This window comes from Streptomyces sp. CB00316 (genome assembly GCF_001905595.1).
GTDB lineage: Bacteria > Actinomycetota > Actinomycetes > Streptomycetales > Streptomycetaceae > Streptomyces.
On sequence record NZ_LIXI01000015.1, the window covers coordinates 63,245 to 75,225 of the forward strand.

An 11,981-nucleotide genomic window follows, 5' to 3' on the forward strand; every position below is an offset into this window, starting at 1 on the left:
TGATCACGCCCCACATCGCACACAATCCGCACGAACCCGTCCCCATCCCGGCCTCCAGGTGTCAGTTCGGAGGGAGGGCGCGCCGGACGGCCCCGGGGACGCTCTGGCGGGGCATCGGGCGGCTGCCGCTGCCGGCCCGCGGGTTCTGTCCAGCCGCCTGCTGCAGCGTCTCCTGTCCGGCCTCGGCGCCTGCGACAGGCTCGGCGTGCAGCAGATCCGCAACCTCGCATCCCAGCGCAGCGCAGATCATGTCGAGGTCGTCCAGCCGCAGTGTCACGGGCTTACCCGACCACAAGGCCGCTACCTTGCTCAGCGACGGCGTGAACCCGACCTCCTCGAACGCAATCTTCAGCTGGCTGGGCCGCCAGATGTCCCGCTGGGCCGCCACCCAGCGCAGATTCCACTTCACCGCTTCACGTCTCCCCACTCAGTCGGCGAACCGCTCGCCGGGATGACTCCAGGCTGGCCCGCTCCGGATCCCCCTGGGCACTGGCCAGATAGCCGACTGTCGTGGTCGGCCACTCGTGCCCCAGCAGCACCTGCACATCCCACAACGGCATCCCGGCCTGGTAGTTGTGCGTCGCACACGCGTGCCGTAGCAGATGCGGGAACAGCACCGTCACCGTGCCCGTCAGGTGCGCCAACGACGCCGCCCTCAGAGCCCGGCGGAAGGTGTCCGGATGCACCGGCGCCGCCACCGCCACATCCGCGAGCGACGACGGCAAACGCTCCGAGGGAAACAGCGGCGCATACGGATCCAACGCATCGTCGGGAAACAGGCCCCGGATCTCTTCCACGTACCACCACAGCAGCTCGCGCCCCTCGGCGAACATGAACGCCATCCGCTCTCGCGGCCCCGACCCCCGCGCGCCCTTGCCCCGCACCAGGAAGCGGCCCCACTGCCCCTGGTCCCAGAACAGATCACCCAACCGGACTAGGCACAGCTCCGTCGCCCGCACGCCCGAGATGTACGCGGTCTTGGACATCACGTAGTTCCGCACGGCCACCGGGTACTTCCGCGCCCGGGCCAGCTCCTGGCGCCAGGCCGCGAAGAACGCCTTCGTCTCCGCCGGCGATGGCGGGATCCGCAGCCCGAAGTCACCCCGATGCCGCGGCCGGTTGAACGCGTCGACCGGCGACTCCACGACCGCTCCGAACCGGCGCGCGATCTCCCCGGCGTAGCGCTGCTCCAGGAACGCGAAGTAGTGGTCGATCAGCGTGACCTTGCGGCGGTTGGTGGAATGCGCCCGCTTGCCTGGCCCGGCAAAGTACTGGTCCAGGGCCCGCGAGGTCAGCTCCCAGGGCACGACGTCATAGAAGGAGCAGACCTCGATCACAGGCTGCACCAACCGGTTCAGCGTGGTCGCGGCCAGGCCGGCGACGTCCCGCGCCCAGCAGTACTCCGCGAGCGTGTCCTGGAACAGCGCCCGAGCATCGTCCTGCAACACCCCCGTCGCTGCCCGGCGCTGCAAGGTCAGCACATCAGCCAGTCCCGGCTCCAGCCCGACCGGCTCGCTGGGGGCGTCGCCTCCGCCGATCAGCGTGAAGCGACGGGTTTTGGAATCCGCCACGAGCACGCAAATTACGACTGGAACTCCTGGAATCCAGGAGGAACTAGCGAATCTTCACACGATAGTGTGCACTGCCCCGATAGGCCCTTGACCAGGGTGAACAGCCCGAACGACCTGCCTCGGCCCGATCTGGAACCCGACGGAACTCCAATAGCTCCATCGCAGCCATGGCCGCCGACATCACCCCGCCGGGCGCCGCCACCGTGGTCCACGACGAGCCTTACGAGATCGCCGCGTTCCTGCGCACCAGACCGGCCTCTGCACTGCCCGGCATCGGGCCGAAGACCGCTCGCACCCTCTCCCGCTACGGCATCACCAGCGTCGGCGACATCGCCGACACCCAGCTCTCCACCCTCCAGCGCATCCTCGGGACTACCCCGGCACGGCTGGCATCCGAACTAGCCCAGGGGGTCGACGAACGCGCAATCGTCCCGGGAGCAGCCCCCAGGAACATGAGCGCCGGTCACCGCTTCGACCGCGACGAACTCGACTCCGACCGGCACCACCGCGCGGTGCTCGCCCTGGTCCAGGAGCTCGGCGGCCGACTGCGCACGAGCGGCGAGATCGCCCAGGCGCTCACGCTCACCGTGACCTACGCCGACCGCACCCAGACCACCCGAACCCATAGCCTCGCCGAACCCACCGCTCACTCCCCCGCACTGGCCGCCCTCGCCCGCGAACTCCTCACCGGGCTTGGCCTCCAGCGCGCCCGCGTACGTGCGCTGACCATCCGGGCAGAGCGGCTGCGGCCTGCCGAGCACGCCGTTCGTCAACTCACCATCGACCATGCCGATGACAAGGCCCTGCTCATCGAGGCCGTCCAGGACCGTGCCCGGCGACGGTACGGAAAGGACGTCATCAAGCCCGCACGCCTCGCGCCCAGGCCGGGCGTGGGAACTAACAGGTGAAGAACCGTTGACCTCAAAGCGTGCCGGGTTGGGTGGAGGGCCGGAGGTCCAGTGCACCTTCCGGGCATCCGATGGGCGGTGGTTTGCTCAGCCCTGCGGCAGATCCTCAGTGGCCTTCTCCAGGTACCGGAGATCAGCGGAGCCGATGCCCGAGACTTCGGAGACTTCCTCCACCGGCTCACCCTCACGGACTGCGGCCACCGCTTCGAGTTCGACATCTACTCGCGCTGCGTCAGCAGCTGCCTCGGCGGTGCGCTGACGTTGAGCCGCCAACTCGACGGAGGAAATCTTGTCCATGAGCCTCATGTTCCCATACGAGTGGGGTAGCCAAGCCGCCCGCAACGAGAAGCGCGTGCCAGTAGATAGAGAGCTATTGAACTGCGGTCACCTGCCGTGGAACGGGTGCTGGCGCGAGGTTCTGTTGTCCGCCCGCCCCGGGGTTGTGGACTGACGTTGTGTCACGGGTGGGTACCGGAGCGGACGGATCAGGGACGTGCTGTTGAGCCGGGGCGATGATGTGGTCCTGATTTCCGGACAGGGCATGGCGGGGGCGTGGGGTGGCGGGTAACAGGCGTGCGGCCAGGGTGGGTTCGGTGGCGGCGGGGAGCTCGGCGGTGGTCGCCTTCCTGGTGGCGATCGTGACGAACTACGTCACCGCGCAGCCGCCCAAGTGGGCGGAGAACACCCTCCTGGTGTGGTCGGTGTTCGGGGCGCTGGCCATCCTGTCGCTCGGGCTGCTGTTCTGGGAGCGGCAACTGGCCGCCCAGGTGCCGGACGATGGGGTACGGCCGGTGCCGCTGGGGCGGATCTCCGCGGGAGGGCACTCGATGAACCCGCCGGCGGTGTCGGCCCGGGTGCGGGGGCGTGAGGCCGAGCTGGAGCAGATCGGCGCCCGGGTACGCGGTTCCGGCGGGGGCATGGTGGTGGTGTGCGGGGCCGGCGGCCTGGGCAAGACCACGCTCGCCGCCGAGGCCGCCGCGCAGGCCCGGGCCCAGGGGCAGGCGGTGGTGTGGATCCACTGGCGTGACGATCCTGAGCAGCTCGGGCAGGACCTGGCGCAGGCCGCGCACATCCTCGGCCTGCCCGACAGCAGGCTGGAGGAGGCCCGTACGGGGAGAGTGTCGCTCGTCGACGCCGTCTGGGAGCACCTGGCAGACGTCAAGGGGTGGCTGATCGTCGTCGACAACGTCGACACCCCGGCTCGCGTGGGCCCCGGGTTGGGGCCGCCGGCCTTCTACCGGGGATGGCTCCGACCGCACGGGGGCGGCGTTCTGCTGGTGACGAGCCGGGACACCACCCGCCAGACCTGGGGCCCGGACGCCGACCTGATCCACCTCCAGCCCTTGGCCGACGACGCGGGCGGAGCGGTCCTCCTGGACGCCGCACCGCACGCCGGGACCGAGGCCGAGGCTGAGGACCTGGCCGCCCGACTCGGCGGGCTCCCCCTCGGGCTCAACGCGGCGGGCACTTATCTGTCGGTGCCCACGAGCCGGCACCGGACCTTCACCGCCTACCAACACGCCCTCGAAGCCGACTTCGCAGACCTGCTGGGCGCCGAGCATCCCGGCGCGGCCGACGATCCGGCGGTTGCGCGCCGCGTCGTCCGGCACACCTGGGACCTCTCCCTCGACCAGCTTCACAGGGACGGCTACGCTCTCGCCCGTCCGGTCCTGCAGCTCCTGTCCCTCCTCGAACCCGCACCGGTTCCCCGCACCCTGATCAGCCCGGAGCTCGTCACCGAAGCCACCGGGCTGACCGCGACCGCCGCCACGGTGGACGCCGCGCTCGCCGGACTCCACCAGTACGGGCTCCTCCACACGCCCGGGGCGGGTGGCTCCGAGCCCGGGTCAGTGGCCGTGGGCCGTCTACAGCTCCACCTTTTGGTTCGGGAGGCCACCGCCCACACTCTCACCCGCCCCGAACCCACTGGCACTTGGCTCGCGGTACTCGACGCACACCTCACCCGGACCGTCAACGCGGTCGCGGGCATGCCCGGCCGGACCGGATGGCCCACCGCACGCCTCCTCACGCCCCACCTCCCAGCACACCTCGACCGCAACACACCCCACAACTCCACCACCGCACGCACCACCCTGAACAATCTCGCCGCCGTCCTCAGAGACGCAGGGGCAGCGTCCGAGGAACTCCTCCTGCGCCGACATGTCCTGGACAACGAACCCACTGTCCTGGGTACCGACCACCCTCACACCCTCGCCAGCCGCAACAATCTCGCCCTCACGCTGGGCCACCTCGGGGAGTACCAGCGGGCCGCAGACCTCCACCGCCAGAACCTCGCCGACACTGAACGCATCTTCGGACCCGACCACCCCAACACCCTGAGCAGCCGCAACAACCTCGCCGTCGCGCTGGACGACCTCCGGGAGTACCAGCAGGCCGCAGACCTCCACCGCCAGAACCTCGCCGACCGCGAACGCATCCTCGGACCCGACCACCCCAACACCCTCACCAGCCGCCACAACCTCGCCAACACGCTGCGCAGCCTCGGAGAGCACCAGCAGGCCGCAGACCTCCACCAGCAGACCCTCACCGACCGCGAACACATCCTCGGACCCGACCACCCCGACACCCTCAGCAGCCGCCACAACCTCGCCGCCATACGGGCGCTGCTCGCCGGGGCCGGGCGTCGCCGGTGGTGGCAACTGCCCCGTCGTCGTGAGGGCGCGTAGTACGTCTTCGCGAGATCCGACCGCATGGCCGCGCGCATCCCCCACACTGGCTTGTCCGCCCTCCACCACCNCTTACGTTGCGCAGCCTCGGAGAGCACCAGCAGGCCGCAGACCTCCACCAGCAGACCCTCGCCGACCGCGAACGCATCCTCGGACCCGACCACCCCGACACCCTCAACAGCCGCCACAACTACGCCAACGCCTTCAACCAACTCGGAGAGCACCAGCAGGCCGCAGACCTTCACCGCCAGACCCTCACCGACCGCGAACACATCCTCGGACCCGACCACCCCCAAACCCTCACCAGCCGCCACAACCTCGCCAACACGCTGCGCAGCCTCGGAGAGCACCAGCAGGCCGCAGACCTCCACCAGCAGACCCTCACCGACCGCGAACACATCCTCGGACCCGACCACCCCGACACCCTCAGCAGCCGCCACAACCTCGCCGCCATACGGGCGCTGCTCGCCGGGGCCGGGCGTCGCCGGTGGTGGCAACTGCCCCGTCGTCGTGAGGGCGCGTAGTACGTCTTCGCGAGATCCGACCGCATGGCCGCGCGCATCCCCCACACTGGCTTGTCCGCCCTCCACCACCTCGCCGACGCCGCGCGCTGGCGCAGTCACGTTGCCGACACGGTCACCGAGAACGGCCCGGGCTGTTGGCAGTGCACCAACGCGGGCGGGACGGGACCGTCGCTCGGCGGCCGAGGTCACCCGTGCAGTGCGTGAGTCCGTACGCGACGTCGTACGCGGAGCTATACGGGCGGGGGTGCTGGTGGTCAGGGCAGCGGCTTCGCGCAGCAGCATGGGGGCTTCGGCGGCGGTGGCCTGAGCTCGGTGCTGCTGATCTCGGTGCCAGGCGGCGAGGGCTTCGACGAACGCGGCCAGCAGGGTGATCAGGGCCGGTGCGCCGCCGCCCCGGGCAGTCTGCGGAGCGCGTTCCAGCGCGCGGACGGAGGCCTTGAACCCGGCACGCGCGGCGCCGAGAGTGCGGGCACCGGGTGCGCGGGAGGCCTGCTCGAACGCCGCCGCCGCTGCCCGGACCTTCTCCCGTACGGCGGCCGGGGACGAGATGCGCGCAGGGCAGTAGTCGGCTACCCACTGCAGGCGTGCAAAGGACCGGAGCCCTTGTCTGCCTCGCCCCTCTCCTTGGAGGGAAAGAGGCTGACAAGGGCTCCGGTATGGCGGCTACGCGTCTTCGAGAAGGCCTGCGGCAACCTGCTGGAGGATGGCCAATGCCGTTGCTTGCATGCTGCACGCTCTCGTGTCTTCACGGGGCACCAGTCGTTGAAGTGGACATGCATCCATGGGTGGGGTTATCGGATGAGGTCCGGCTCGGGTTGCTTACCGAGTGGATCGTTCCTGAACTGGTGGACGAGGTACTGGCCGCGTGTGGTCGGCAGGGCGTCAAGCCCCGCCCCCTGTCAGGCCGGTTCATGGTCTACTTCGTGCTTGCTCTGGCGCTGTTCCAGCAGGACTCCTACGACGATGTCGCGGAGAACCTGGTCGGGACCCTGGGCGAAATGGATCAGTCGGTCCCGAACAAGTCGTCGTTCACCAGGGCTCGGCAGCAGCTCGGGGCCGCGCCGCTGGAGGGAGTGTTCCGCCGGGTGGCGGGTGCGATTGCCCCTCCCACACTCGAGGCGGCGTTCTGGCACGGGATGAGGGTTGCCGCGGTCGACGGGTTCTTGCTGGACGTGCCGGAGAACGACGCGACACGTGCCGCTTTCGGCGGGCGGGTGGACAGTGCCGGTCGGGCCATCGGGTTCCCGCAGGCCAGGGTGGTGACGCTGACCGAGACCGGCACGCACGCGACGATCGATGCACGGATAGGCAGCTTCAAGGGCGGTGGCGGCGAGCCCGCGCTGGCAACGCAGATGGCCGACAGCGCCGCTGGCATGCTGGTGATCATGGACCGGGGCTTCCCCGGCGTCGCACTGTGGAAGGCATATACGCAGGCCGGCGCCCATTTGTTGATCAGAGCCCGTACCTTCGTCGCCGCGAAGCCCATGAAGGTGTTGCCTGACGGGACCTACCTGACCCGGATGAATCTTGCCGGTCAGCGGCGTTCCCATCCGGGCGGGGTGACCGTGCGAGTGATCGACTACCAGGTCGACGGCGGCGAGACCATCAGGCTGCTGACCGACCTGTTCGACCCCGATGCCGGGCCCGCCGCAGAGCTGGCGGCTCTGTATCACGAGCGCTGGGAGGTCGAATCCGCCTACCGGCAGCTGAAAACCTTCCAGCGCGGCAAAGCCGAGGTACTGCGGTCGGTATCACCGGAACTGGTACGCCAGGAGATCTGGGCCCACCTGGCCCTCCACCACTGTCTGAACCGGATCATCATGCGGCTGGCCGACGGCGAGCGTCTGGACCCCGACCGGATCTCGTTCGTCAAGGTCCTCAAGCACACACGGCGCAGCGTAGTCCTCCAAGCAGGCCGTTCCTCCCGCCAGCTGCGGGAGTTCATGAAACGCATGACCACGAAAGTCATGCGCAAGCTCGACAACGGTCTCCGGCGACTACGCACGGCGGACCGCTACACACGCCGTCCGATCTCGCAGTACACCGTGCGTAGGAAAGACCAGGTCAGACACCCCACACGACGAGTCCCAGAGAAAGTGATCACCCTTACGCCCGCGATACTTCAGTAGCTGAAGCAACGGCATTGGGAGGATGGCTGCAAGTGAGGTACGAGCCTCGGTGGTGAGGTCCCCACTCATGTCTGCGATGACGGCTTCGATCCCGCTGCTGCGCTGGAAGTAGCGGAGGATGAAAGCACTGCGCTGCTGAGCGTTGATCCGGTCGAACGCGGCGTTCATGACGTCTTGGCCGTCGGCCTCGCCACGAGCACCTACCGGGCCGAGGCCATCCAGACCGTGGTCGTCGACGAAGTATTGACCGTCAGCCCACTCAGTAGAGGAACCACGCTGCGCCTCGGCCCCGCCGAGGACAGGCAGTACGCAACCGCTGCGCCGCTCGACCAGGCGATCCGAGTTGTGCTCAGCGAGCGCAGGTTCTGCCCTGGAACGGGCTCCGGAGACGTGCAGGCAAGTCGCGGGTCCACCGCATAGACCGGGAAGGTGCCGGGGCGTGGGGGGGGGAGGTGTTCGTTGATCCAGGTGCCGCGGACCCGGGTTCGGCGCCGGGTGGAGGTAGCGCCCTCGATGGCCCTAGGTCATCCCCGGCGTCTGGCGCGACCTCGCCGCCGACGGCCATCCCGTCGAATCGACCGCGCCTCCCCAGTCAACGCCGCGCAGGGGCTGGGCCGGGTGACGCCGCGATCCTCCGCCACCAATCCGTGCGCCCCACCGCTCTGAACCGTCGCGCCGCCGAGGACATCGAGGGCAGTGGCCATCAGCGCCCTCAGCAGGTAGACCTGGGTCAGCGCACTCCCCTGCCCGCTGGTGGCCGATCGGCAGTCTCGGCGCGTCATCGTTGTCACCGTGTCGGCAAGGGGCACGCCGTATTTCGCCAGCTGCCACCGACTACAGAGCACGTCATTACGGCGTAATAATTCCGCGGCGAAGACGAAGCCCGGCATCCAGGCTCGGCCGAGCTGACCATCTCACCGAGAGTTGAGCAGCTACAGCGAAGCTCGACGGGCACGGAGTCTCTTCCGGTTTCAACCGTCCTGATAAGAAGGGTTGTGAGGGCCCGTCCCAGACGTCGTGATCGCGGGATGGCTGAGGGGACCGTGGTCGAGAAGACGCGGCACGAGATAGTGAACAGGCTTCCCAGGTCACCGGCTCTCAGCGAGTGATCAGGTGTCGACCAGATGCAGATGGCGGGCCCCACATCGGTGGGGCCCGCCATCTGCCATGCGCTGAGTCCTTCGCCGCCGCGCGGCGACTACGTCCCCGCGCGCAGGCCTGTCGCGATCTGCTGGAGGATATCTGCGAGCGAGTTACGCGCATCGGCAGGAAGGTCTCCTCGCATATCAGCTGTGACGGCCTCAACCCCAGCGCTCCGCTGGAAGTAGCGGAGGATGAATGCACTCCGCTGCTCGGCGTTGAGCTTGGCGAACGCAGCGTCCATGAGTGCCTCGCCCTGCCGGGACTGCGCGGGGGAAGCCACCTCCTCGCTGTCGACGACCCCTGGATCAGCGTTTGAGGATTCGTCTGCGACATCTTCAGCGCTCACAGCGTCATCGCTGTCGGAGGCAGGCTTCATTACGGCGTAATGATCCTGAGCCGGGGGAGCGGGAGCCGGGATAGCCGGAGGCTTGGGCGTCGCCTTCCTCCGTGGAGCCTCCTGCTCCTTCGCTTTGAGCTGGCGGAGGTGCGCTTCCTGCTCTTCGGGCTTCTTCTTCCCTACACGCCGCAACAGTGCTGCGGACTCCTCGCCGGACTGCAGCTTCTCCTTCAGCTCAGGCGTCAGGCCGAGCAGGGCCAGCCGCTGTGACACCCATCCTTGGGAGCGGTGAAGGCGGGCGGCGAGAGCGTCTTGCGTCTTGTGAATGGCAAGCAGTTGCTCAAGAACCTTCGCTTCATCGAGGGGGTCAAGGTCCTGGCGGTGGACGTTCGCGACGAACGCGGACTCGAGGATCTCGTCGGGGTTGCTGCCGAGTTCGTCGTCCAGCATCACCTTGATCTCGGTGAGGCCGACTTCGCGCGCGGCGGCGAGGCGCGTGTTGCCGTCGATGACGACGTATTTGGTTCCCTCCTCAAGGTCGTTCTTCCGGTCGGGGTTGCCCTCCAGGTAGGCGAACCGGCTCATGATGCTGATGGCGGTCTTCTGCCCGTGGTCGCGGAGGCTCGCTCCGAGGTCGCTCAGGTCACCCAGCTCCTCACGGGGGTTGGCCGGGTTGAGGCTGATGACGTCCACAGGGAGCTTGAGCGGCGGGGGAGCGCCCTCGGTGGGAGCGGCGGCCGCGGCTTCGATCGCAGCGCGACGGGCACTGATGCCTCCCCTGGCCTGGCCGAAGGACGCACTCGCGCGCAGGGTGTCTGCCTTGCTCATGAGATCTCCCTGGTGAGTGCGCGCATGCCGACGGCCTGGTCGCAGCGGGGGGCGTAGGCGAGGAGGGGCCTCTTCAGGCGGACGGCTTCCTTCTGCTCCTTGAGGTCTCCGATGACGCCGACGACCCGGGGATCCTTTATGTCGATCCAGGACTGGAGGGAGGAGGTGGCGATGTAGCCGCGGCGTGCGTCGTAGTGGTTGACGACGATGCCGAGGTAGTCGAGTTCGAGGTGCATGTCGCCGCGGAGGTCCTCGATCTGGTTGGTGAGGAGCCCGTAGGCGTCTGCGGAGCTGTCCTCGGCCTGGACGATGATGAGGATTCCGGAGTTGCCGGGGGCTTCGCCGTCGCGGCGTCGTCCGTAGTAGGCGGCGGCGTCCATGCTGAGGCCGAGGCTCGGGGGGCAGTCGATGATGATGACGTCGTAGTCGCCTTCGATCGTTCCGAGGACGCGTTCGAGGGCTGCTTCGCGGGCGCGGACGCTGGAGAGCTTCACGTCGAGGAGGAACGCGTCGGTGCACGCGGGCAGCAGATGCAGCCGGTCGCCGAAGCGTGGGTCCTCGATGGGGACGATGAGGTCCTTGAGGTGGCCCTTGGCCTCGCCGGCCATGTGCTTGGTGAGGGAGTCGCCCTCGATGGGCAGCGGGTCGTGACCGAGCTGGTTGGTGAGGTGGCACTGCGGGTCGAAGTCGACGAGGAGAACGCGGAGTCCGAGCCCGGGGAGGTCCTCGTGGTCGAGGGGGGAGGCCGGTTCCGTGTCGGGCTCGACGAGGGCGGCGGCGAAGTGCTTGGAGATGCGAACGAGGTGCAGTTGATCGCTGTCCTCCGCGAAGGCTTCACCGACGCCGGCGGCGAGCGCGGTCTTGCCTACGCCGCCCTTCTGGTTGCAGATGACGATCCGCTTGGGGTGCTCCGGCCGGACGACCCCGGGGGCGGGGTTGGTGTCGAGCCAGAACAGTACGGACTGCGTGAGCCCTTGGATGAGCGAAACCCCGCGGGAGGTACAGGCCTCGCGGAACTCGTCCCACTGGCCTGGCGGGAGGAATGTGGCGAACGGCTTCGCTCCTCCTGTGTCGGCGGCGGGGAGGTTCGCTCCGAGCCGGCGCCACGCGGTGATGCCTGCTTCAACAGCATGCTGGATGTCGGTGCCGTGCTGCGCGGCACGGACCTTCAGGTGCTGTTGCAGGGCGGGGGGCAGCTTGGAGACGACCTTCTCGCGGTCGCCTGCGTCAGAAGAAGTCATGCGCATACCTTACTAACGCGGTAGATCAAGTTCAGCACTGACAGGTTAGTTAATACCCTGAGGGGCCATCAGCGCCGCGATATTACGGCGTAATACCGCGGCCCCACGCGCCAAACACGGCACACCCCGAGTAACGAGAAGGCCTGAGCGCCCCGCTGGCGGCCCCGCAGCTGACCCCGCATCCGATCACCCCGACCCCGCCGAGTTCGACCGCCTACACCCCCTTACAATCGGTCACTTTTGCACCAGAAGTCGCTTTCACCGGAAAAGTAACGCGTCCCACCCCTGCGAACCTGATCCATCACGCCCCCTCGAGACAGAGGCCGCAATGCGCGGGCGCCATGCCAACGTCACGCTCACGTGCCCCGAAGACGAGTGGTCGACGCGGCAGGACACCCACGGCCAGCCGAGCTTCGAGACCGGAGCCCGGCTGCGACAGCTGCCCGATCCCATACGGATCGTGGTGCGCCCGGCGGTGGCCGTCATATTGGTGCGGGTGGCGGCCCCTCACGGCACTCAGCTCATCCCGCGCCAACTCCAGCTCGGCGCGGTCTGTGGCGACCTTCTCCTCCGCCTCGCGCTGTGCGGCCTCGGAGGCACGGCGGTCGGTCAG

9 protein-coding genes are annotated in these 11,981 nt (G+C 68.4%); 4 read left to right on the plus strand and 5 right to left on the minus strand.

The window, feature by feature from the left end; genetic code table 11:
* Positions 1-61: 61 nt before the first annotated feature.
* On the minus strand, positions 62-409 hold the full coding sequence (locus AMK21_RS31285; protein ID WP_073882529.1) for a helix-turn-helix domain-containing protein: 348 nt from the start codon (positions 407-409) through the stop codon (positions 62-64).
* 4 nt (positions 410-413) lie between these two features.
* Entirely contained in the window at positions 414-1,571 is a 1,158-nt protein-coding gene (locus AMK21_RS31290; RefSeq protein ID WP_234422090.1) for a tyrosine-type recombinase/integrase, read from the minus strand.
* A gap of 167 nt (positions 1,572-1,738) precedes the next feature.
* Here AMK21_RS31290 and AMK21_RS31295 point away from each other — a divergent pair, with 167 nt between their 5' ends.
* Positions 1,739-2,479, plus strand: a complete 741-nt coding sequence (locus tag AMK21_RS31295; protein WP_234422091.1) for a DNA polymerase Y family protein — start codon at positions 1,739-1,741, stop codon at positions 2,477-2,479.
* Between the two features lie 87 nt (positions 2,480-2,566).
* Here the strand turns inward: AMK21_RS31295 and AMK21_RS31300 are convergent, their stop codons facing one another.
* Positions 2,567-2,776: a hypothetical protein gene (locus AMK21_RS31300; protein ID WP_073882530.1), complete on the minus strand. Its 210-nt coding sequence runs from the start codon at positions 2,774-2,776 to the stop codon at positions 2,567-2,569.
* 296 nt (positions 2,777-3,072) lie between these two features.
* Between AMK21_RS31300 and AMK21_RS31305 the strand changes: the two genes are divergently transcribed.
* The 3 genes from AMK21_RS31305 to AMK21_RS31315 all read left to right on the plus strand — a co-directional run bounded on the left by AMK21_RS31305 (position 3,073) and on the right by AMK21_RS31315 (position 7,819).
* On the plus strand, positions 3,073-5,166 hold the full coding sequence (locus AMK21_RS31305) for a tetratricopeptide repeat protein (protein WP_234422092.1): 2,094 nt from the start codon (positions 3,073-3,075) through the stop codon (positions 5,164-5,166).
* A gap of 77 nt (positions 5,167-5,243) precedes the next feature.
* On the plus strand, positions 5,244-5,690 hold the full coding sequence (locus AMK21_RS31310) for a tetratricopeptide repeat protein (protein WP_073882531.1): 447 nt from the start codon (positions 5,244-5,246) through the stop codon (positions 5,688-5,690).
* Between the two features lie 773 nt (positions 5,691-6,463).
* Positions 6,464-7,819 (plus strand): IS4 family transposase, encoded by a 1,356-nt coding sequence (locus AMK21_RS31315; RefSeq protein WP_073882532.1) that lies wholly within the window; start codon positions 6,464-6,466, stop codon positions 7,817-7,819.
* A gap of 1,198 nt (positions 7,820-9,017) precedes the next feature.
* Here the strand turns inward: AMK21_RS31315 and AMK21_RS31325 are convergent.
* Positions 9,018-10,127: a ParB/RepB/Spo0J family partition protein gene (locus AMK21_RS31325; RefSeq protein WP_073882534.1), complete on the minus strand. Its 1,110-nt coding sequence runs from the start codon at positions 10,125-10,127 to the stop codon at positions 9,018-9,020.
* Positions 10,124-11,368 (minus strand): ParA family protein, encoded by a 1,245-nt coding sequence (locus tag AMK21_RS31330; protein WP_073882535.1) that lies wholly within the window; start codon positions 11,366-11,368, stop codon positions 10,124-10,126. The genes AMK21_RS31325 and AMK21_RS31330 overlap by 4 nt, the downstream gene beginning before the upstream one ends.
* Positions 11,369-11,981: the final 613 nt, after the last annotated feature.

What these genes read in the sequence shown, in the direction of transcription:
- AMK21_RS31325 (WP_073882534.1), bottom strand. Translation starts at nt 10,127, where the DNA reads ATGAGCAAGGCAGACACCCTGCGCGCGAGTGCGTCCTTCGGCCAGGCC.
- AMK21_RS31295 (WP_234422091.1), top strand. Translation starts at nt 1,739, where the DNA reads ATGGCCGCCGACATCACCCCGCCGGGCGCCGCCACCGTGGTCCACGAC.
- AMK21_RS31315 (WP_073882532.1), top strand. Translation starts at nt 6,464, where the DNA reads ATGCATCCATGGGTGGGGTTATCGGATGAGGTCCGGCTCGGGTTGCTT.
- AMK21_RS31300 (WP_073882530.1), bottom strand. Translation starts at nt 2,776, where the DNA reads ATGGACAAGATTTCCTCCGTCGAGTTGGCGGCTCAACGTCAGCGCACC.
- AMK21_RS31330 (WP_073882535.1), bottom strand. Translation starts at nt 11,368, where the DNA reads ATGACTTCTTCTGACGCAGGCGACCGCGAGAAGGTCGTCTCCAAGCTG.